Source organism: Flavobacterium xueshanense (genome assembly GCF_900112975.1).
GTDB classification, from domain to species: Bacteria; Bacteroidota; Bacteroidia; order Flavobacteriales; family Flavobacteriaceae; genus Flavobacterium; species Flavobacterium xueshanense.
In genome coordinates, this window is record NZ_FONQ01000001.1 from 1 (window position 1) to 22,674 (window position 22,674).

Here is a 22,674-nt window from a genome sequence, read left to right on the forward strand (position 1 = left end):
ACTGAAAACAACATCAAAATTAGTATGACTGAAAATGGTGATCCTTACGAAAATGCAATAGCAGAGAGAATAAATGGTATTTTAAAATATGAATTTTTACTAATAGATGGATTTATAAATCATGTACAGGCATTAAAAGCAATAAGGGAATCTATTGATATTTATAACCAAAATAGGCCTCACTTAAGTTGTCAAATGTTAACGCCAAATCAGACGCATTTACAACAAGTAATCAAATCAAAAAAATGGAAGAAAAAAACCTCGAAAGTTTTTACTTCCGAGGTTAATAATTAGTGTAATTTTAAAATCTAATTCGTGTCAACTTTTTTCAGGACTAGACAATTCGAATCAGAAAACGGTATTATTTCGTTTTCACTGGTGGCAAGTCAAATGCAGCTGATTCATGCTCAAAACCGTTACGGTGGGAACCATCACAAAAAGGTTTGTTTGCTGACAAACCACAACGACAGAGACCCAAAGTCGTTCTTCCTTCTAATCCGTATGTTTTTCCTTCGCAGTCTGTTATTTCGAAATCGCCTTCTATTTTTATAGAACCATTGCGATTGATTGTTAATTTAGTCTTGCTCATAATGCTATTTATTTATTTTTAGAGTTCAAAGATTGCAAAATATTTCAGGACCTTTTCGCATTGCTGTGCTTTTTTTATGATTTCAAATCGTAATTTACATTAATTCTATTTTGCATAACCTGATATGGAGGAAATTTTACTTGGCACGGCTGATCAGAAATACCCTCATTTCTTTACCAACAATCAGCATAAATAATAAATCTACTAAACAAATAATTGACTATTTTTAGAGCTTTAAATCAATTCATTAATCAAACTCTCATGAAAAATAAAATCGTAATCACCCTATTTTTAGGATTTCTAATTAGTACAAGCCATGCTCAAAAAATGAACATCGCCAAACTGGACAGTTTATTTCAGATTTTGGAGACCAAAGATAAATTTATGGGCAGCATTGCCGTATCAAAAAACGGAATACTAGTTTATTCGAAATCCATCGGAATGGATGATATAGAAAGCAATAAAAAAGCAAGTAATTTTTCAAAATACCGTGTCGGTTCGATTTCAAAAATGTTTACTTCGGCATTAATATTTAAGGCGATTGAAGAGAAAAAACTATCGTTGAAACAAACTATCGAAACTTTTTTCCCAAACATAGAAAATGCAAATAAAATAACCATTAGTAATCTATTAAACCACCGAAGTGGCATTTACAATTTTACCAATGCTCCGGAATACATGAACTACAACACTCAACCAAAATCTGAAAAAGAAATGGTGGAAATAATTGCCAAAGGGAAAAGTATTTTTGAGCCCAACAGCAAAGCCGATTACAGCAATTCCAATTATGTTTTATTGAGTTACATTCTTGAGAAAATCTATAAAAAGTCATTCAAAACCATTTTGAACGATAAAATTGTAAAACCCTTAGGCTTAAAAAACACCTATTTAGGAGGTAAAATCAATATTCAGAACAACGAAAGCAATTCCTATTCTTTTTCTGAAAAATGGATAAAAGAAACGGAAACGGATATGTCAATCCCAATGGGAGCTGGCGCAGTGGTTTCTAATCCACAAGATTTGACGCTGTTTATTCAAAAGCTTTTCGCCAATGCACTAATCACCAAAAATAGTTTGAAGCAAATGACGACCTTACAGGAAAATTACGGAATGGGGATTTTCCAGTATCCGTTTTATGACAAGAAAAGCTTTGGTCATACCGGAGGAATTGATGAATTCAGATCGACATTATCTTATTTTCCAGAAGACAAATTAGCTGTTGCTTTAACCTCTAACGGCAAAACTTATGACAATAATGACATTATCATTGCCGCTTTAAGTGCATATTACAACAAACCATTTACAATTCCGACTTTTAAAACTATTGCGCTGAAAAGTGAGGATTTAGATCCTTATTTAGGGGAATATTCAGATGCAGGGTTTCCAATGAAAATTACAATCACAAAAGAAAATACTAAACTTTTTGCGCAAGCAACAGGTCAATCTGCCTTTCCACTGGAACCTACTGAAAAAGATAGTTTCGAATTTATAATGGCAGGAATAAAATTAGAATTTAAACCAAACGAAAAACAGATGATTTTAAAACAAGGCGGTGGAAAATTTGCTTTGACGAAAAAATAAAAAGAATTTCGTAAGCGCCTATATGCAAAAGAATCCTATCGCATACCTTTTACTAAATTTTGCATGTTCTAGTAATGCAAACGAAATATTTTTCAGCTGCACACAAGATTGGATTATATCAAAGGACGCAAACCACGATATTTCGATGTATTTTGTACATTTGTCGAGACGAAGTACGCCTTAGATTATGAATATACCTTAAAGCTAAAAACACCAATTATCAACATCAGATTCATTTTTAAACAAAAAAATTCACTTGTAAATCCTATTTTAAAAGCATGAGTATCTTAAAAAAAGTAAATATATTTCGAAGAATTGTAACACATGGATTAACCAAAAACATTGGCAGTTCACAAAAAAATTACAAAATAGATTTAACTCAAAAAATCGAGATAAAAAGGGTTTTAATTTCCAGACCCAATCACAGACTGGGCAATTTATTACTCATTACGCCGCTGGTACAAGATGTAATCACAACTTTTCCAGACTGTAAAATTGACCTGTTTGTAAAAGGTGGTTTAGCGCCAATTATATTTAAAAATTTCACGAACATCAATTACATTATTGAACTTCCCAAAAAACCTTTCAAAGACTTAATTGATTATTTTAAGGTTTGGCTAAAAATTAAAAAGCAAAAATATGACATTGTTATCAATGTAGATAAAAACTCCTCTTCGGGACGATTATCGGCACAATTTGCGGACGCCAAATACAAATTTTTTGGAGAAATGGATCAAAACATGCCATTGAAATATAACGATTATGAGCACATTGCAAAATATCCCGTATATGAATTCAGAAGCTTTTTAACCAAATTAGGTTTTCCTGAAAATGAAAATCCTGTACCTTCCTTAGACCTAAAATTGACTGTTTCGGAAATAAATCAAGGTCAAAAAATAGTAAAAGACCTTATTAAAAATGAGAAAGAAACCATTAGTATATTTACTTATGCAACTTCTGATAAATGCTATTCAACTACTTGGTGGGAAGAATTTTACGACCGATTGAAAACAGAATACCAAGATTATAATATTATTGAAATCTTACCCGTTGAAAACATTTCACAGATAGGCTTTAAGGCAACTACTTTTTACAGTAAAGATGTTCGAGAAATTGCCTCAGTAATTGCGAATACTATACTTTTTATTGGTGCGGACAGCGGAATAATGCATTTAGCCAGTGCTGCGAAAACACCGACAATTGGGCTTTTTTCACGTCAAAATATAAACATGTATAGGCCGTACAACAATAATAGCACAGCCATAGATACGAATACTGGCGATAAAGAGGACTGGGTTAAAATAATAAACACCGTACTTGCTAAAGTCTAATTATTGCTCAAAATAAAATTAAAGCGAAATAATTTAAGGTAAAAAAGTAAAAAATAAAACTGCTTAATTATAATTTAACAACATGAAAACAAAATTTTTAATCCCAATATTATTCGCCTGCATTTGTACAGGAAACCTTTGGGGACAGAGTCAAGATAACTTTACTTTAAAATTAGATCACATGGCGCTTTCAGTAAAAAATCTGGAAAAATCAGTTGAGTTTTATAAAAATGTTTTGAAACTTTCAGAAATTACCAACCTTACCAAAAAGGAAGGCATTCGATGGGTTTCTTTAGGAGAAGGAAAAGAATTGCATCTTGTTTCTACTATTAAAGAACCTGTTACTATAAACAAAGCTATTCATTTAGCTTTTAAAGTCACTCATTTTGACGCATTGATTAAGGCACTGAAATCCCAAAATATTACGTATTCAGACTGGCCGGGAACACTTGATAAAATCACTGTTCGCGCGGATGGCATCAAACAAATCTACCTTCAGGATCCTGATGGATACTGGATTGAGATTAATAGCGATGAGAAATAATAAATATTCTTTCAAAACTATAAACGCCATTTTATACTCCCATTTTTTAAGCATTCAAATTCGCACTTACAACTTTTACGCAACAATAAATCTGCGAAAAATGAAACTTTTGTATTGAATTATGTAATAGATTTTGCTGTTTTGCATCCTAACTTTGTAAAACAAATTTACAATGTATTTTCATAAAAATAAAAATTAGGACCATGAGTGATAAAGCAAATGAACACACAGTTGAAGGAATAGATAAACTTAGAAGTCTGGTTAAAGAAATCAACACCTGTCTTTTTTGTACCAATCTCAAAACTAATGATGGAGCAACCACCAGACCAATGGGAGCTGTAAAAGTATGTGACAAAGGAAATATTTGGTTTTTCAGCGAAAAAGACAGCGATAAAAACAAAGAAGTAGAGCAAGATTCCAATGTTCAATTGTTTTTTGCACATCCTGGTAAAGGAAGTTATATGGTTGTGAACGGTGCAGCAACAATTATAACTGACCGTGAAAAAATAGAAGAACTTTGGTCTCCAGTAGTAAATATATGGTTTAAAGATGGTAAAAATGACCCGAACATTTCTCTAATTAAAGTAAAACCGACAAGTGCTTACTATTGGGACACGGACGGAAACCAAATGGTTAATTTTCTAAAAATGGCTGCCTCTGTTGCAACAGGCAACAATTATATAAGTGGTAATGAAGGAGAAATAAAAATTTAAATAATTTAAAACGCGCGAAATAATGGCGCGTTTTTGTAACTACATTGCTAAATATTAGAGAAAATTATTGTAGTACTCTGTTGATTTGAGAGAAATATTTTTGATAATATTTTTCTTTTGTGGAAGAAATAATAACGCCATTACTCACCGAGGAATGAATGAATTTAATTTCATCTTCACAAACTTCAACGACCATTCCTACATGATTAATCTGACTTCTGCCATTTGTTTTAAAGAAAATCAAATCACCTTTTTTAGCTTCTTGTGTATTAATTATAGTACCAATACTGGATTGTTCACGAGATGTTCGTGGTAGTTTAATATCAAATGCGCCAAAAGTCGTACACATTAAACCAGAACAGTCAAATCCAGATTTTGTTGTTCCACCTGTGCGGTACCGTGAACCTATATTTTCCGAAGCACGTTCTATCAACTGGTCTAAAAACTCATGACTGAACGTAGGAGTAACTGAATTATTAAAATCGATTTTGGAAATTTCTAAGCTGGTATTATTTTTTAAATCCGTGCTCACAATTGCATCGTCATTAGTAGTTATATTATTTACTCGAATATTTAATGTGTAACCTACCGGCAGACTTTTTCTAACTTCAGGATTTTGTTTTTCTAATTCCTGAACTGTAATTCCGTATTGTTTTGCGATAGCATATTTAGTTTCTTTAGGCAACACCTCACGGATAATTGTCTGTGACAAATTAATTTCAGATGTTTCGTTTTGAGAAACTAAATTAGTAACTGTTCGTTGCAAATCGGAAGCTTTTGAAACTAAAGCTTCTTCTAATTTTGGCGTAATTGCTGGAAGTGTAGTAACATTTTTTGAAGAAATTTCAGGCAATTCTTTAAATTCTTGTGCTGCTAAAACTGTTTTAGTGCTTTCTAAAGGAGTTCCCGGAATATTGATTTTCTGACCAACTCTAAGCGGTTTTACGCCTATTCCCGGATTCGCTTTATCAAATTCCTTAATCGTGATTCCGTATTTTTTTGTGATGGAATACTTGGTTTCTTTTGGCAACACTTCCCAAGTAAATGTTTCTGGACTTGAAGTTGGAGTTTCGATTGACAAAGAAGCAGTAGCTAATTCTTTTTTGGTTTCGGTCTGCTTTGCAAGTGCTGAAGTCGTTGTTTCCGTTACAATAGCGTTGTCGGGAATATTTATTTTTTGACCAATTTTTAATTCTGAAGAAGCTAGTGTCGGATTGACTTGGTTTAATTCTTTAACGGAGATTCCATATTGTTTTGCGATTCCGTAAAGTGTTTCTTTGGGTTGAACTTCGTGTTCTTTAGCGGAATGTTTTATTGCAATCTTGGTTTTATCGGTAGTCTTTTTTGTGGAAGCGATGGGAATTAATAAAACTGAATTGAGTTTTAAAAGATTCTTGGCATTGGGATTTAATTTAAAAATAGCGCTTTGTTTAACTTCATATTTCTCAGCGATACTCGATATTGTTTCCCCTTTTGTTATAGTATGTTTTGTGATTTTTTCCTGTGAAAAAAGAACGATACTATTTAAAAAAATTAATGTTACTATTACTCTTAAACTCATATTCATTTATTTCAAATTACTTACCCCATTGTATTCTTCCTAGCGATTTCGGGATATAATTATTAAATCTCGCTCAGGCTTGCACTTTTATTGTTTTATTTAAAAAACATAAAAAATCTTAATCTCTTTTGTAAAAAGAGGGGAGTAAAATGTGCGTTTTATTATTTTGTTGATTTTTTTGTTCAAATTGCAAAAGCAATTTACAACATAACGCAAGACAATTGTAATTATGTTTGCGCAGAAAATAAATTATAGGAACAGAATCGATTAATATACCAATTCAATAAAATTTCAATAATAATTTTATTTTTCTTGATTGCTAATTTAAACTATAATATCAAAAAACGCTTCTTTTTTTTTAATTTTAACGTTATTTTCATTTATTCGCTTCTTTTTTTGATTAATTCTAATCATTTTCAATTGAAAACTATTCTCTATTGAAAAATCATTTTTTTTGTCGAATTGTGATTTATAGGTGAATTTTTTGTTCCGGCTTAGCCCTGATGAAAGTGGAAAGCCTTATGAAGCAGAATTGCTTATTTTTCCTGAGAAAAAATAGCGACTGAAAGAAGCTCTTTTTTTATCTTGGAAAAAAGCAATTGAGCGAAAAAGCTTGAAACGGTGAGCAGGAAATAGCTCCTAAAATAAATTGCAATTGAAACAAAAAACTCCCAAGTTTCCTTGAGAGTTTTAAAAATAAATTATTTAAATGCTTATGCTTTTCCAGCAGCAGCAATCAAGTTTAATGCTGAACCAGCAACGAACCAACCAATTTGTCCTTCGTTATACGTATGGTTTGCCAAGATGATATCTTTAGTTCCATTAGCGTGAATGAATTCTAATGTTAATGGTTTTCCTGGAGCAAAATCAACTAAATCAGTGAAGTTGATCGTATCATCTTCCTGGATTTTATCGTAATCCGCTTCGGTAGCAAATGTCAATCCTAAAAGACCTTGTTTTTTAAGGTTTGTTTCATGGATACGAGCAAATGATTTTACCAATACTGCTTTCACACCTAAGAAACGAGGTTCCATTGCTGCATGCTCACGGGAAGATCCTTCCCCGTAGTTGTGATCTCCAACAACAATTGAAGGAACGCCAGCTGCTTTGTATGCACGTGCTACAGCCGGAACTGCATCGTAAGTGCCAGTCAACTGATTTTTTACTGTATTGGGTTTTTGGTTGAACGCATTGATAGCACCAATCAACATATTATTAGAAATATTATCTAAATGTCCACGGAAACGCAACCATGGTCCAGCCATAGAAATGTGATCTGTTGTACATTTTCCGAAAGCTTTGATAAGCAATTTAGCACCTGTGATGTTTTTCCTATCCCACGGCAAGAACGGAGCTAATAATTGTAATCTTTCTGAAGTTTCACTTACAGAAACCTGAACACCTGAACCGTCTTCAGCTGGAGCCTGAAAACCTGGGTCTTCAGCATCAAAACCTTTTGGCGGCAATTCATTTCCTGTTGGAGCGTCCAGTTTTACTTCTTCACCATTTTCATTGATTAAAGTATCAGTCAACGGATTGAAACCTAAATCTCCAGCAATTGCTAAAGCGGTTACCAACTCAGGTGAACCGACAAAAGCCAAAGTGTTTGGATTCCCATCAGCACGTTTTGAGAAGTTACGATTGAAAGAGTGAACGATCGTGTTGCGTTCTTCTTTTTCAGCTCCTTCTCTGTCCCACATTCCTATACATGGTCCGCAAGCATTGGCAAAAACAGTTGCTCCCATTTTATTGAAAATATCGATAAATCCGTCACGTTCTATGGTATAACGCACTACTTCAGAACCTGGAGTAATGGTAAATTGAGATTTTATTTTTAAATTTTTATCGGTAACTTGTTTAGCCAAAGAAGCTGCACGAGCGATATCCTCGTACGAAGAGTTCGTACAAGAACCAATCAAACCTACTTCGATTTTCAAAGGCCAATTGTTTTTGATTGCTTCCTCTTTCATTTTAGAAATTGGAGTCGCTAAATCTGGCGTATAAGGACCGTTTAAATGTGGCTCTAATTCGTCTAAGTTGATTTCGATAACTTGATCAAAATACAATTCTGGATTAGCATATACTTCAGCATCACCTGTTAAGTAAGGAGCAATTTTATCAGCTGCATCAGCAACATCAGCTCTGTCAGTTGAACGTAAATAACGGCTCATAGAATCGTCATAACCAAAAGTAGAAGTGGTAGCACCAATTTCGGCACCCATATTACAGATAGTTCCTTTTCCAGTACAAGACATAGAAGTCGCTCCTTCACCAAAATATTCTACGATAGCACCTGTTCCCCCTTTTACAGTAAGAATTCCTGCAACTTTAAGGATAACGTCTTTTGGAGCTGTCCAACCTGAAAGTTTTCCAGTCAATTTCACTCCAATTAATTTAGGAAATTTTAATTCCCAAGCCATTCCCGACATAACATCAACAGCATCAGCACCACCAACGCCAATAGCTACCATACCTAAACCACCTGCATTTACAGTGTGAGAATCAGTACCAATCATCATTCCACCTGGAAAAGCATAATTCTCAAGAACCACTTGGTGAATAATACCTGCTCCTGGTTTCCAGAAACCAATTCCGTACTTATTTGATACTGATGAAAGAAATTCAAATACTTCATTACTTTGCGTTTTTGCTCTGGCCAAATCGGTTACAGCATCAACTTTAGCTTGGATCAAGTGATCACAATGAACTGTTGTAGGAACAGCCACTTTAGATTTTCCGGCATGCATGAATTGCAACAATGCCATTTGAGCCGTTGCATCTTGACAAGCAACTCTGTCTGGTGCAAAATCAACATAATCTGCACCCCTTGTAAAAGCTTGAGACGGCATTCCATCCCAAAGGTGATTGTACAAAATTTTCTCTGTTAAAGTAAGTGGATGCCCAACAATTTCGCGTGCTTTATCAACACGATTTGTCATGTTGTCGTACACTTTTTTAATCATTTCAATATCAAAAGCCATAAGATTTATATATAATTGTTACTATTCTATTTTAGACATACAAGATACAAAAAAATAGAGTATAAAAAAAGCCTGAGTCATAGACTCAGGCTTTTAAAATTATAATTAACTACTTATGTACATTATTTAACTAATAACTTATGAGATGGTGCAAACTTAGTTAGGTTGATACCTTCCACTGCCGTTTTATATTCTTCTATTGTTGGAGTTCTACCAAGGATTGTAGATAAAACCACAACCGGTGTAGACGAAAGCAAAGATTCTCCTTTTTTACCTTCCGTATCTTCTACAACTCTACCTTGGAAAAGACGTGTAGATGTTGCCATTACAGTATCTCCTTTGGCAGCTTTTTCTTGGTTACCCATACAAAGATTACAACCTGGACGCTCTAGATATAGCATATTTTCATATGAAGTACGGGCCGCAGCTTTAGGAACATTATCGTCGAATTCGAAACCAGAGTATTTTCTTAAAACATCCCAATCACCTTCGGCCTTAAGCTCATCTACTATGTTATAGGTAGGTGGCGCTACTATAAGCGGTGCTAGAAACTCTACTTTACCTTTTTGCTCTTCAATATTCTTAAGCATTTGAGCAAGGATTTTCATATCTCCCTTGTGAACCATGCAAGAACCGATAAATCCAAGATCTACTTTTTTAACTCCTCCATAGAAAGATAGAGGTCTAATAGTATCGTGCGTATATCTTTTAGAAACATCAGCATTATTAACATCTGGATCAGCAATCATTGGTTCAGTTATCTGATCCAAATCAACAACAACTTCAGCATAATACTTCGCATTTGCATCCGGTCTTAGCGCTGGTTTTTCACCTGATATAATCTCAGCAATTCTTTTATCAGCAATAGCAATCAATCCTTTAAGAACTTGATTTTTATTATCCATGCCCTTGTCAATCATTATCTGAATTCTGCCTTTCGCCATCTCTAAAGATTCAATCAAAGTATAATCTTCAGAAATACAGATAGAAGCTTTTGCTTTCATTTCTGCAGTCCAGTCCGTAAACGTAAAGGCTTGATCCGCATTAAGAGTTCCTAAGTGAACCTCAATAATTCTTCCTTGAAATACATTCTCTCCACCAAAGGTCTTAAGCATCTGAGACTGTGTAGCATGAACCACATCCCGGAAATCCATATACCCTTTCATATCTCCTTTGAATGTTACCTTCACAGATTCTGGAATCGGCATTGAAGCTTCACCAGTAGCAAGTGCAAGAGCAACTGTTCCTGAGTCAGCACCAAAAGCAACACCTTTAGACATTCTTGTATGAGAGTCACCACCGATGATGATAGCCCATTCGTTCACAGTAATATCGTTAAGTACTTTGTGAATTACATCAGTCATTGCATGATAAACGCCTTTTGGGTCACGAGCTGTGATCAAACCGAAGTCGTTCATGAATTTCATTAATCTTGGAATATTTGCTTTAGATTTATTATCCCAAACAGAAGCAGTGTGACAACCTGATTGGTAAGCACCGTCAACAATTGGAGAAATCACAGTAGCAGCCATAGACTCTAATTCCTGAGAAGTCATCAAACCAGTTGTATCTTGCGAACCAACAATATTTACGGTAACACGAACATCTGAACCAGCGTGTAAAACTTTACCCGGAGTTGAACCAACTGCGTTTTTATTAAATATTTTTTCTACCGCCGTAAGACCTTGTCCTTCAACAGAAACCTCTTTTGACGGAGCATATACAGGCACTATATCAATACCTAGAGTCTTTGATGCAAATGTTTGAAGTTTTTTTCCAAATACAATAGCATAAGATCCACCGGCTTTTATAAATTCAATTTTCTGAGGCGTAAATGCCTTAGAAATATCAATCAATTCTTTATCTCCACTATAAAGTTTCTTTGTTTTTGTGTTGATTGTAAGAACAGTACCAGTAGCAACAGAATACACTTCCTCAAGAATAGGATCACCGCTTTCATTACGAAGAACGTTACCATTTTCATCTGATTTTTTTACCCAGTTTTTAAGGTCAAGACCAATACCACCCGTAACATCAACAGTCGTAAGGAAAATTGGAGAAATACCGTTTGTTCCAGCAACGATTGGAGCAATATTAATAAATGGAACATATGGACTTGCTTGTTTACCACTCCAAAGAGCCACGTTGTTTACACCTGACATTCTTGAAGAACCCACACCCATTGTACCCTTTTCAGCAATCAACATTACACTCTTGTCAGGATTCGCCTCTTCTAATGCTTTGATTTCAGCTTGTGCTTCAGGAGAAATTAAACATTTACCATGAAGTTCACGATCTGATCTTGAGTGCGCTTGGTTTCCTGGAGAAAGTAAATCAGTTGAAATATCTCCTTCACCAGCAATAAAAGTAATTACCTTAATTTCTTCTGTTATTTCTGGTAATTTAGTAAAGAACTCAGCCTTAGCATAGCTCTCTAAAATAGCCGCAGCGATTTCATTACCGCTTTTGAAAGCAGCTTCTAAACGATCCGTATCTGCTTCATAAAGAAAAACTTGTGTTTTTAAAACTTCCGCAGCATCTTTTGCAATAGCAACATCATTACCTAAAGCTAAATCAAGTAATACCTTTATAGAAGTTCCACCTTTCATATGCGACAATAACTCTAAAGCAAAAGCAGGCGTAATTTCAGCAACTACAGATTGACCTAAAACGATTTCTTTTAAAAAATCAGCTTTTACATTAGCAGCAGGAGTAGTTCCAGGCACAACATTATAAATAAAGAAGTTAAGAGAATCTGCTCTGTACTCGTTATTTAAATCTTTAATTTGCGCAATGATTTCGCTCAATAATTCAGCGCCATCAATTGGTTTAGGGTGAAGCCCTTGGCCTTTTCGTTCTTCAATCTCTTGAATGTAATCCTTATAAATATTCATAATAAAAGTCTTTTCTTGGTATTTTTATTTTTTGTACGCAAATTTAAGAATTAAAGCCGAGAATTAAAAAAAATATAATAGATGTCGCTTTTTCAAAAATTATTATTACAAAATAAAGAGTTTCACTACTTTTTATTGTCAAAAATTCAATTTTAAATTAAAATAATGAATTATCAATAATTTAAAATCTTTTCTTTGAAAAAGTTGAAATTTAATGTCCCTTAGGGAGTGAGATTTTACACTACTTTCAGCTAAGAACCTTTCTAAATTATCATTTACAACGTTGTAGTTGTATTTTTAAAGACTCTTTTTGGTCAAACCAACATATTAATTGAAAACAAGAAAGCCAAACAGATTTTAGAAATCTGTTTGGCTTTCTTCTCACTATTAAAAATTATTACATCAGCTTCTCAATAATAGTTTCTTCACTAATACCTTCAGCATCGGCTTTGTAGTTCTTAATAATTCGATGACGCAAAATCCCGGTTGCCACAGCTTTTACATCTTCAATATCGGGAGAAAATTTTCCATTAAAAGCCGCATTGGCTTTTGCAGCCAAAATCAAATTTTGCGATGCTCTTGGTCCTGCTCCCCAATCCAGATAATTCTTAACAAACTCATTCGACAATGGATTATCAGGACGGGTTTTACTAACCAATGTCACTGCATATTCAATTACATTATCCGCTACAGGAATTCTGCGAATCAAATGTTGAAAATCAATAATTTCTTGAGCAGTAAACAATGGATTTATAGTGTTTTTTATATCAGAAGTAGTCTGCTTAACCACTTGAACTTCCTCTAAAAAAGAAGGATATTCGAGTTTTATAGCAAACATAAATCGGTCTAATTGGGCTTCAGGCAACGGATAAGTTCCTTCCTGTTCAATTGGATTTTGTGTCGCCAAAACAAAATATGGCAAGTCTAATTTATAATTCTCACCCGCGATAGTAACGGAACGTTCCTGCATGGCTTCCAATAATGCAGCTTGCGTTTTTGGCGGCGTTCGATTTATTTCATCTGCCAGAACAATATTCGAAAAAATAGGTCCTTTTATAAATTTAAATTGACGATTTTCATCCAATATTTCACTTCCAAGGATATCAGAAGGCATTAAATCTGGCGTGAACTGAATTCTTTTGAAATCAAGCCCTAATGCTTGCGCCAGCGTATTTACCATCAAAGTCTTAGCTAATCCGGGAACACCTACCAACAAGGCATGACCACCAGAAAAAATACACAGCAAAATTTGGTCCACCACAGCATCCTGGCCTACAATAATTTTTGCGATTTCGTTTTTTAGCTCGTTTCTTTTTTGAACCAAGTTATGTATTGCTGCTACGTCTGACATTTATAAAAGTATTTAAATTAAAAAGAGTTAGCGTTATGAAATCATAAAACTAACTCTTTTTATTTTGTTTAACGAAAAAATTTTTGTTGCTAATCAACCCTCAAGGGTAAAAAAGAATTCTATTTTTTAAGCCAATTGTTGGTAAAGGTACAATCTCTATATTCCCCAATAATTTTAATATATGTTTCTTTGATCTTCTCATCAAACCATTTTCCAATAGCAGTAATTCGTTTGTATTTCAAAGCCAATTCTTTAATTTTGATGTAATCTTTTGCATAATCTGCTGCATGCTCATCAATTCTGTTGGTAACAGTTATTAATTTGAATTTTTTCTTACCTTCTTCTCCTTGGTCTAATATTGGAACTGAAATTTCATTTTCTTTCAAATTAGAAACTTGACTGTAAAAAGTAGGATCCATTTTGGTCAATTCAAAACGCGTATCTTGTGTTTGTGGATTAATTAACGCGCCACCATTCGCTCTTGTTTCTTTTTCATCAGATATTGTTCTGGCTGCTTCCGCAAAAGTAATTTCCTTGTCTTCGATTCTTTTTTTGATCAAAGTTATTTTTTCTTTCGCTTCATTAAGAGCCGCTTCAGTTACTGTTGGCGACAATAATATATGACGCAATTCTACTTCTTGCCCTTTTATCTTTTCTATGTAAATGATGTGGTACCCAAAATCCGTTTCAAAAGGAGCTGAAATTTCACCTTCTGCTAAACTAAAAGCAACGTCCTTGAATTCTTTTACAAATGGTGTTTTACGGTTCATTTTGTAGAATCCTCCATTTGACCTAGATCCTGGGTCTTGCGAATACAAAACTGCTTTCGTTGAAAAACTGGAACCTTCTTCTATTTCTTTTTTGAAACCGTTCAATCTGTCAATCACTTTTTGCTTGTCCTCTGCAGAAACTTTAGGAGTAACAACAATTTGCGCTACTTCTAATTCTACGCCAAAGAATGGAAGATCATCTTTTGGAATTGTTTTGAAATAATTACGAACTTCTTCAGGAGTAATTTCTACAGCATCAACAATTTTCTTTTGCATTTCGGATGTCAACTTCCCTTCCTTTAAAATATCAGAGAAATAAGTTCTAAATTCTTCCTCAGAATCCTTTTTATAAAATTGCACCACTTTTTCCATAGAGCCGATTTTCTCTATCAAATAATTTAAACGGTCTTCCAACATACCTTTTATCTCGGCATCGGTAACTACAATACTATCTTGAATCGCTTGATGCGCATATAATTTATCTTCTAATAATTTCCCTAACATTTGACATCTTGTAATGTCTTTTATAGATCCGCCTCCGGTTGAAATTTCTAGATATGACTTGTCAATATCTGAATCTAAAATAATGTAATCGCCAACAGTAGCAATAACACCATCAATTTTTTGTTTTCCAGTTGACTGGATTTTTTTAATCGGGGCAACCACTGAGTCCTTAATAATTTCTTGCGCACTTGTTACTACACTTGTAAAAAGCAAAAGGAAAAAAGTAAGTGCAATTTTATTATTAATGAATTTCATTTGTATTTTATTTATTGGCATTATTATAATTTATATTGATTGTAAAACATCCCTATTCCGTTGTATTTGAACCTTTTTGTAAAGGCCAGAATAATTTTGGCAAATATACACTTTAAGAATCAAGAATGGAATTGAAATTTATAATACAATTCTTCAACATTCTTTAAATTTAAAACGAACAAAAATAGCAATTCAATTACACAATACAAGTTTCCTAACTACTATTAACAAAAAATTATATACGCATTTAATTACTAGTTTAAATCCGTTCTAAAAATTATCGTACCTCGCTTATTATTTACTTTAAAAAGATAAAAAACAGTACTTTTAGTATTAACATAAACAATTAAGAGAATACAATTTTTTCAAATGGCATTTATAAATAGTACTTTTGCAAACTATTTATACAAATATGGGCTTTTTAGAAGAAATACAACGCAGAAGAACTTTCGGGATTATCTCACATCCTGATGCCGGAAAAACAACACTTACTGAGAAACTCCTCCTTTTTGGTGGTGCGATTCAAGAAGCAGGTGCCGTAAAGAATAATAAAATTAAAAAAGGCGCAACTAGTGACTTTATGGAAATTGAGCGCCAAAGAGGAATTTCGGTTTCTACTTCGGTTTTAGCGTTTAATTATAAAGACACGAAAATAAACATTCTCGATACTCCGGGACACAAGGATTTTGCCGAAGATACTTTTAGAACTTTGACTGCTGTTGATAGTGTTATCGTTGTAATTGATGTTGCCAAAGGTGTTGAGGAACAAACAGAGAAATTGGTGGCTGTTTGTAGAATGCGAAAAATTCCAATTATTGTATTCATCAATAAATTAGACCGAGAAGGAAAAGACGCTTTTGACTTGATGGATGAAGTCGAACAAAAACTGGGTTTAAAGGTCACTCCGCTAAGTTTCCCGATAGGAATGGGTTATGATTTTCAAGGAATTTATAATTTATGGGAACAAAACATCAACTTATTTAGTGGTGACAGCCGTAAAAATATTGAAGAAACAATTGCTTTCTCTGATGTTGAAAATCCAGAATTAGAGAAAATTATTGGTCAAAAACCTGCTGACAGATTACGTGAAGAGCTAGAGTTGATAGACGAAGTATATCCAAAATTTGATCGTCAGGATTATTTGGACGGAAAACTACAACCTGTATTTTTTGGTTCTGCTTTAAATAATTTTGGAGTTAGAGAATTATTGGATTGTTTTGTTCAAATTGCACCATCACCAAGACCGAAAGATTCAGAAACACGATTGGTAGATCCCAAAGAAGAAAAAATGACTGGATTTGTTTTTAAAATCCATGCTAACATGGACCCGAAACACAGAGACCGTCTCGCTTTCATAAAAATTGTATCTGGAACTTTCGAAAGAAACAAACCGTATTATCACGTACGGCAAAAAAAGAATTTAAAATTTTCCAGTCCGAATGCTTTTTTTGCTGAAAAGAAAGAAATCGTTGACATCTCCTATCCTGGTGATATTGTTGGTTTACATGACACTGGAAATTTCAAAATCGGGGATACGTTAACCGAAGGAGAAATCATGAGTTTCAAAGGAATTCCAAGTTTCTCGCCGGAACATTTCCGATATATTAATAACGCAGATCCGATGAAAGCGAAACAATTGGATAAAGGAATTGATCAGTTAATGGATGAAGGTGTGGCGCAGTTATTTACACTGGAAATGAACAACAGAAAAATCATTGGAACGGTTGGTGCGCTCCAATATGAGGTTATCCAATATCGTTTAGAACATGAATATGGCGCAAAATGTACTTATGAAAACTTCCCCGTGCATAAAGCATGTTGGGTAAAACCAAATGATCCAAAAAGCGAGGAGTTTAAAGAGTTTAGAAGAATCAAACAAAAATTCTTGGCACATGATAAATACGGACAATTAGTATTTTTAGCTGATTCTGATTTTACGATTCAAATGACACAAAATAAATATCCAAATGTGAAATTATATTTTACTTCGGAATTTGAGTAAATTTCTGCTTGGAGAGAAAAAAGTTTTATTAAAAATCGATTTTTACACATCCACATAAAAAAAACGCTAATTCTTAGAAAATTAGCGTTTTTTTTTATGATTTAAAATTAATTTAGGACTACGCAATCATACTATCCAAATTTACTGCTTTTTTCAAAAATGATTTTATTAGCAAACGATTAGGTGCTACGCCCGAAGTAATAATTTGTTTTTTAGTATTTGTCCCTTCTGTCGAAATTGTGCTATTGGGATCTTGTTTTGAACCCATAAACCACAATACAAAATTCATATTGTTAGAAGAAGAACCTATTGAAGCATTTTCTGTTTTTTTATTAGCATTAATTTCTAAGGAATTCACATCAACCACATCTTTAGCAGATTGAGCAAAAACAGAAACATTTGATAATAAAATAAAAACAAACAAAATAACAAGGTTAAATAACGCTTGATTGTTTGCTTTTAAAGAAAAGTATTTCATAGTAATTTGCTTTTTTACAGAGGATAAAATTCACTCTTTTATTTCGAGAGCGAAAGTATATCTTTTGTTTTCCAGTAAAAAACATATCCGATGAAATGCCGTAATAATCGTTTAAAGCACAAATTTGTTGTTTACACCGAAGATTTAATGGTGAGTTAATGTTGGCGCACTAAATAAAGACCTCAGTTTAAAGTGGTAAGATATTGGGAGGACCCAAACAATAACTAAGTATTAAATGAATAAATAGTACAGAAATTGATTGAACACCTATTGGTAAATGCTAAATTAAAATGGATGTAGAGACTTACATTTGATTTGTATAACCCTGAAAAATCTTTTCAAATAACTGGTGTATCCCATTTTAAAAAATTGCAAATCATTAACAATTCGTCTCATTTAAGAATAGCTTACTAATAAAAAAGGCTCCATTTCTGGAGCCTTTTAAAAATATTATGCTTGTCCCGCAGGACCAAAATTAAGCGGAATCGGTGCTTGTTCAGTGTCTTTTATTTCGCCATGAGCGACTTCAAAACGATGAATATTTTCTCCAATTGCTTTCAGCAATCTTTTAGCATGTTGCGGCGTCAAGACGATTCTTGATTTCACCTTAGCTTTAGGAATACCTGGCATGATACTGACAAAATCTAAAACAAACTCTGATGATGAGTGATTAATTATTGCTAAGTTGGAATAAATTCCTTCTGCAATTTTTTCATCTAACTCAATATTAATCTGCTCTTGTTGTTGATTAGAATTACTCATCTTAATAAATATATTCTTCTTTGTTAGCCATCATGTCATTGTAATCTTCTTTCGAACCTACAATTGTGTTGTCATATTCTCTCATACCCGTTCCGGCAGGGATTCTATGTCCTACAATTACATTCTCTTTCAATCCTTCTAAGTAATCGATTTTACCTGCAACAGCAGCTTCATTCAATACTTTAGTGGTTTCTTGGAAAGATGCAGCAGAAATAAACGATTTCGTTTGAAGCGATGCTCTTGTGATACCTTGTAAAACTGGTGTTGCTGTTGCAGTAACAACATCACGAGCCACAACAAGATTTTTATCTGTACGTTTCAATAAAGAGTTTTCATCACGCAACTCACGAGGCGTAATAATTTGTCCTTCTTTTAATGCACTAGAATCTCCAGCATCTTCAACCACTTTCATACCGTACAATTTATCATTTTGAACAATAAAATCTTTAGTGTGAATCAATTGATCTTCTAAGAATAAAGTATCACCTGGATCTTGCACTCTTACTTTACGCATCATTTGACGTATCACTACTTCAAAGTGTTTGTCGTTGATTTTTACCCCTTGTAAACGGTATACTTCTTGAATTTCATTTACCAAATACTGTTGAACAGCCGCTGGTCCTTGAATTCTTAAAATATCATCCGGAGTAATTGCACCGTCAGATAAAGGCACCCCTGCTCTTACGAAGTCATTTTCCTGAACTAGAATTTGGCTTGATAATTTAACCAAGTATTTTCTAACATCACCAAATTTAGATTCGATAACAATCTCACGGTTACCTCTTTTGATTTTTCCAAAAGAAACGACACCATCAATTTCAGAAACAACAGCTGGGTTTGAAGGATTACGAGCTTCTAACAACTCTGTAATTCTAGGTAAACCTCCTGTAATATCTCCTGATTTAGAAGAACGACGAGGGATTTTTACCAATACTTTACCTGCTTTAATTTTCTCACCGTTTTCAACCATCAAGTGGGCTCCAACTGGTAAGTTATAAGAACGAATCAATTCATTGTCTTTACCGTAAACCAATAAAGTTGGAATCAATTTTTTAGCTCTGGATTCAGAAATTACTTTTTCTTGGAAACCAGTTTGCTCATCAATTTCAACCATGAATGATTGACCTTGCTCTAATTCTTCGTAAGCAATTTTACCGGTAAATTCAGAAACGATAACTCCATTATAAGGATCCCATTTACAAATCACATCTCCTTTAACTACAGACTGTCCGTCTTTAACGAAGATACTAGAACCGTAAGGAATGTTATTAGTACTTAGTAAAATACCTGTTCTTTCATCGATTAATTTCAACTCAGTAGAACGAGATACTACAATATCAACTGCATTACCTTCACTATCTTCTCCTTTTACCGTTTTTAAATCTTCAATTTCCAGTTTACCATTAAATTTGGTAACAATACTAGATTCTTCAGAAATACCACCCGCAACCCCACCAACGTGGAATGTACGTAATGTCAACTGTGTACCCGGTTCTCCAATAGATTGTGCTGCAATTACACCAACTGCTTCACCTCTTTGTGTCATTTTTCCAGTAGCTAAATTTCTACCGTAACATTTTGCACAAATACCTTTTAGCGCTTCACAAGTTAACGGAGAACGAACTTCTACTTTTTCGATAGGAGAAGCATCAATTGCTTTCATTATAACTTCTGTGATTTGCTCACCTGAATGAATTATAATTTCACTATTCAAAGGATTAATTAAATCTTGTAAAACTACACGTCCTAAAATTCTTTCTCCTAAAGTTTCAACTATTTCCTCATTCTTTTTCAATGCTGATACTTCAACACCTCTAAGTGTACCACAATCATCGATGTTAACAATAACATCTTGAGATACATCATGCAGTCTTCTTGTTAAATATCCTGCATCGGCAGTTTTCAATGCCGTATCCGCAAGACCTTTACGCGCACCGTGAGTAGAAATAAAGTACTCAAGGATAGACAGCCCTTCTTTAAAGTTAGAAAGAATTGGATTTTCAATAATTTCACCACCACCAGCAGTAGATTTTTTTGGCTTAGCCATCAAACCACGCATACCGGTTAACTGACGAATTTGTTCTTTGGAACCCCTTGCTCCAGAATCAAGCATCATATACACCGAGTTGAAACCTTGTTGGTCTTCTCTAATGTTCTTCATTGCTAATTCTGTAAGTTGAGCATTCGCAGAAGTCCAAACATCAATAACTTGGTTGTAACGTTCGTTATTAGTGATAAGACCCATGTTATAATTCGCAGAAATACCTTGAACTTGTTCTCTGGCGTCTGCAATTAATTTAGGTTTCTGATCTGGAATTCTAATATCACCAAGAGAGAATGACAATCCACCTTTGAAAGCAAATTTATAACCCATGTCTTTCATATTATCCAAGAAAGCCGCAGTTGTAGGTACATCGGTAGCGCTTAAAACGTGTCCGATAATATCTCTAAGGTTTTTCTTAGTCAATACATCATTGATATATCCAGCTGCTTCCGGTACTACTTCATTAAATAATACACGACCAGCAGTTGTTTTAATAATTTGGTAAACTAAGTCACCCGCTTCATTAAAATGTTTTGCTCTGATTTTTACAGAAGCATTCAATTCTAATCTACCTTCATTCAAAGCAATATTTACTTCTTCAGCAGAATAAAAAGTGATTCCTTCTCCTAAAATCTTAAGCTCAGGAGTTGATAAACGTTCTTTGGTCATATAATATAGACCTAGAACCATATCCTGAGAAGGTACCGTAATTGGAGCACCATTTGCAGGATTCAGAATATTGTGAGAACCCAACATTAATAGTTGCGCTTCCAAAATAGCTTCTGGTCCTAAAGGCAAGTGAACTGCCATCTGATCCCCATCGAAATCCGCATTAAATGCAGTACAAACTAAAGGGTGCAATTGGATTGCTTTTCCTTCAATTAATTTTGGTTGGAATGCTTGAATACCTAATCTGTGCAAAGTAGGAGCACGATTCAGCAATATTGGATGACCTTTGATAACATTTTCAAGGATATCCCAAACTACAGGCTCTTTCTTATCTATTATTTTTTTAGCTGATTTTACAGTTTTTACAATTCCTCTTTCTATCAATTTACGGATAACGAAAGGTTTGTATAATTCTGCTGCCATATCTTTAGGGATACCACATTCAGATAATTTCAATTCAGGTCCAACAACAATTACCGAACGAGCAGAATAATCTACACGTTTTCCAAGTAAATTTTGACGGAAACGTCCTTGTTTACCTTTGAGGGAATCAGATAATGATTTTAATGGTCTGTTAGATTCTGTTTTTACTGCAGAGGCTTTACGAGTATTATCGAAAAGTGAATCTACAGATTCCTGCAACATACGTTTTTCGTTTCTTAAGATTACTTCTGGAGCTTTAATCTCCATTAATCTTTTCAAACGGTTGTTACGGATGATTACACGACGGTATAAATCATTTAAATCTGAAGTTGCAAAACGACCTCCATCAAGTGGCACAAGCGGACGTAATTCTGGTGGAATAACCGGTACCACTTTCATAATCATCCATTCCGGACGATTCTCACGGTTCAAGTTAGACTCACGGAAAGATTCAACTACTTGCAATCTTTTTAGCGCTTCAGTTTTACGTTGTTTAGACGTTTCATTGTTAGCATTGTGTCTCAATTGATAAGACAATGCATCAAGATCAATTCTTGCCAATAAATCCATAATACACTCTGCTCCCATTTTGGCAACAAATTTATTAGGATCAAAATCATCAAGATACTGATTGTCAGCAGGAAGCGTATCTAAAATATTTAAATATTCTTCTTCTGTCAAAAAGTCTAATCTTTGTAATGATTCCCCTTCTGCATTTTTAGCAATACCAGCTTGGATTACTACGTATCTTTCGTAGTAGATAATCATATCTAATTTCTTAGATGGAAGACCAAGTATATAACCAATTTTGTTAGGAAGAGAACGGAAATACCAAATATGAGCAATTGGTACAACAAGATTGATGTGACCTACTCTGTCTCTACGTACTTTTTTCTCAGTAACTTCAACACCACAACGGTCACAGATGATTCCTTTGTAACGAATTCTTTTGTATTTACCACAAGCACATTCAAAATCTTTTACTGGTCCGAAAATACGTTCACAGAAAAGACCATCACGCTCCGGTTTGTGCGTTCTATAGTTGATAGTTTCAGGTTTCAATACTTCACCTCTTGATTCTTTCAAAATCGATTCAGGAGAAGCAAGTCCTATTGAAATTTTATTAAACCTTTTTATCGGGTTTTTATCTTTATTGTTATTATTTCTATTATTCATCATAGCTTTTACTATTGATTTATTTGCAATTAAAAAATTGATTTTG

General features: G+C 34.0%; 15 protein-coding genes. 6 read left to right on the plus strand and 9 right to left on the minus strand.

Annotated elements, in window-relative coordinates; translation table 11 throughout:
- On the plus strand, positions 1-294 hold a 294-nt coding region (locus tag BMZ76_RS00005), incomplete at its 5' end, for an integrase core domain-containing protein (protein ID WP_143071029.1).
- 67 nt (positions 295-361) lie between these two features.
- Here the strand turns inward: BMZ76_RS00005 and BMZ76_RS00010 are convergent.
- Positions 362-589 carry a CDGSH iron-sulfur domain-containing protein gene (locus tag BMZ76_RS00010; protein ID WP_091202311.1) on the minus strand — a complete coding sequence of 76 codons (228 nt, stop codon included), beginning with the start codon at positions 587-589 and terminating at the stop codon, positions 362-364.
- Between the two features lie 261 nt (positions 590-850).
- On the opposite strand from BMZ76_RS00010, the gene BMZ76_RS00015 reads away from it, so the two are divergent.
- The 4 genes from BMZ76_RS00015 (at position 851) to BMZ76_RS00030 (ending at position 4,758) form a co-directional block, all read left to right on the plus strand.
- On the plus strand, positions 851-2,170 hold the full coding sequence (locus BMZ76_RS00015) for a serine hydrolase (protein ID WP_091202313.1): 1,320 nt from the start codon (positions 851-853) through the stop codon (positions 2,168-2,170).
- A 278-nt stretch (positions 2,171-2,448) separates the two neighbouring features.
- Positions 2,449-3,501: a glycosyltransferase family 9 protein gene (locus BMZ76_RS00020; protein WP_091202314.1), complete on the plus strand. Its 1,053-nt coding sequence runs from the start codon at positions 2,449-2,451 to the stop codon at positions 3,499-3,501.
- Positions 3,502-3,583: 82 nt separating this feature from the next.
- Positions 3,584-4,045 carry a VOC family protein gene (locus BMZ76_RS00025; RefSeq protein ID WP_091202315.1) on the plus strand — a complete coding sequence of 154 codons (462 nt, stop codon included), beginning with the start codon at positions 3,584-3,586 and terminating at the stop codon, positions 4,043-4,045.
- Between the two features lie 203 nt (positions 4,046-4,248).
- The gene (locus BMZ76_RS00030) at positions 4,249-4,758 is read left to right on the plus strand and encodes a pyridoxamine 5'-phosphate oxidase family protein (RefSeq protein WP_091202316.1); all 510 of its coding nucleotides are present in this window, start codon (positions 4,249-4,251) and stop codon (positions 4,756-4,758) included.
- A 64-nt stretch (positions 4,759-4,822) separates the two neighbouring features.
- On the opposite strand, the gene BMZ76_RS00035 is transcribed toward BMZ76_RS00030, so the two are convergent.
- The 5 genes from BMZ76_RS00035 to BMZ76_RS00055 all read right to left on the minus strand — a co-directional run bounded on the left by BMZ76_RS00035 (position 4,823) and on the right by BMZ76_RS00055 (position 15,095).
- Positions 4,823-6,319: a peptidoglycan endopeptidase gene (locus BMZ76_RS00035; RefSeq protein WP_091202317.1), complete on the minus strand. Its 1,497-nt coding sequence runs from the start codon at positions 6,317-6,319 to the stop codon at positions 4,823-4,825.
- A gap of 713 nt (positions 6,320-7,032) precedes the next feature.
- Positions 7,033-9,300: an aconitate hydratase gene (locus BMZ76_RS00040; RefSeq protein ID WP_091202318.1), complete on the minus strand. Its 2,268-nt coding sequence runs from the start codon at positions 9,298-9,300 to the stop codon at positions 7,033-7,035.
- Between the two features lie 122 nt (positions 9,301-9,422).
- The gene (locus BMZ76_RS00045; RefSeq protein WP_091202319.1) at positions 9,423-12,194 is read right to left on the minus strand and encodes a bifunctional aconitate hydratase 2/2-methylisocitrate dehydratase; all 2,772 of its coding nucleotides are present in this window, start codon (positions 12,192-12,194) and stop codon (positions 9,423-9,425) included.
- 397 nt (positions 12,195-12,591) lie between these two features.
- The gene (locus BMZ76_RS00050; protein ID WP_091202320.1) at positions 12,592-13,545 is read right to left on the minus strand and encodes an AAA family ATPase; all 954 of its coding nucleotides are present in this window, start codon (positions 13,543-13,545) and stop codon (positions 12,592-12,594) included.
- 119 nt (positions 13,546-13,664) lie between these two features.
- On the minus strand, positions 13,665-15,095 hold the full coding sequence (locus tag BMZ76_RS00055; RefSeq protein ID WP_091202321.1) for a peptidylprolyl isomerase: 1,431 nt from the start codon (positions 15,093-15,095) through the stop codon (positions 13,665-13,667).
- Positions 15,096-15,486: 391 nt separating this feature from the next.
- Here BMZ76_RS00055 and BMZ76_RS00060 point away from each other — a divergent pair, with 391 nt between their 5' ends.
- Positions 15,487-17,076, plus strand: a complete 1,590-nt coding sequence (locus tag BMZ76_RS00060; protein WP_091202322.1) for a peptide chain release factor 3 — start codon at positions 15,487-15,489, stop codon at positions 17,074-17,076.
- 118 nt (positions 17,077-17,194) lie between these two features.
- Here the strand turns inward: BMZ76_RS00060 and BMZ76_RS00065 are convergent, their stop codons facing one another.
- From BMZ76_RS00065 to rpoC, 3 genes are all read right to left on the minus strand, one after another.
- On the minus strand, positions 17,195-17,554 hold the full coding sequence (locus BMZ76_RS00065) for a hypothetical protein (RefSeq protein ID WP_091202323.1): 360 nt from the start codon (positions 17,552-17,554) through the stop codon (positions 17,195-17,197).
- A gap of 450 nt (positions 17,555-18,004) precedes the next feature.
- Positions 18,005-18,316: a DUF3467 domain-containing protein gene (locus tag BMZ76_RS00070; protein ID WP_073354716.1), complete on the minus strand. Its 312-nt coding sequence runs from the start codon at positions 18,314-18,316 to the stop codon at positions 18,005-18,007.
- Between the two features lies 1 nt (position 18,317).
- Positions 18,318-22,631 carry a DNA-directed RNA polymerase subunit beta' gene (rpoC, locus tag BMZ76_RS00075; protein WP_091203068.1) on the minus strand — a complete coding sequence of 1,438 codons (4,314 nt, stop codon included), beginning with the start codon at positions 22,629-22,631 and terminating at the stop codon, positions 18,318-18,320.
- Between the last annotated feature and the right edge of the window lie 43 nt (positions 22,632-22,674).

Coding starts and splice junctions, on each gene's coding strand:
- BMZ76_RS00010 (WP_091202311.1), bottom strand. CDS start 589: ATGAGCAAGACTAAATTAACAATCAATCGCAATGGTTCTATAAAAATA.
- BMZ76_RS00015 (WP_091202313.1), top strand. CDS start 851: ATGAAAAATAAAATCGTAATCACCCTATTTTTAGGATTTCTAATTAGT.
- BMZ76_RS00020 (WP_091202314.1), top strand. CDS start 2,449: ATGAGTATCTTAAAAAAAGTAAATATATTTCGAAGAATTGTAACACAT.
- BMZ76_RS00025 (WP_091202315.1), top strand. CDS start 3,584: ATGAAAACAAAATTTTTAATCCCAATATTATTCGCCTGCATTTGTACA.
- BMZ76_RS00030 (WP_091202316.1), top strand. CDS start 4,249: ATGAGTGATAAAGCAAATGAACACACAGTTGAAGGAATAGATAAACTT.
- BMZ76_RS00035 (WP_091202317.1), bottom strand. CDS start 6,319: ATGAGTTTAAGAGTAATAGTAACATTAATTTTTTTAAATAGTATCGTT.
- BMZ76_RS00040 (WP_091202318.1), bottom strand. CDS start 9,300: ATGGCTTTTGATATTGAAATGATTAAAAAAGTGTACGACAACATGACA.
- BMZ76_RS00045 (WP_091202319.1), bottom strand. CDS start 12,194: ATGAATATTTATAAGGATTACATTCAAGAGATTGAAGAACGAAAAGGC.
- BMZ76_RS00050 (WP_091202320.1), bottom strand. CDS start 13,545: ATGTCAGACGTAGCAGCAATACATAACTTGGTTCAAAAAAGAAACGAG.
- BMZ76_RS00055 (WP_091202321.1), bottom strand. CDS start 15,095: ATGCCAATAAATAAAATACAAATGAAATTCATTAATAATAAAATTGCA.
- BMZ76_RS00060 (WP_091202322.1), top strand. CDS start 15,487: ATGGGCTTTTTAGAAGAAATACAACGCAGAAGAACTTTCGGGATTATC.
- BMZ76_RS00065 (WP_091202323.1), bottom strand. CDS start 17,554: ATGAAATACTTTTCTTTAAAAGCAAACAATCAAGCGTTATTTAACCTT.
- BMZ76_RS00070 (WP_073354716.1), bottom strand. CDS start 18,316: ATGAGTAATTCTAATCAACAACAAGAGCAGATTAATATTGAGTTAGAT.
- rpoC (WP_091203068.1), bottom strand. CDS start 22,631: ATGATGAATAATAGAAATAATAACAATAAAGATAAAAACCCGATAAAA.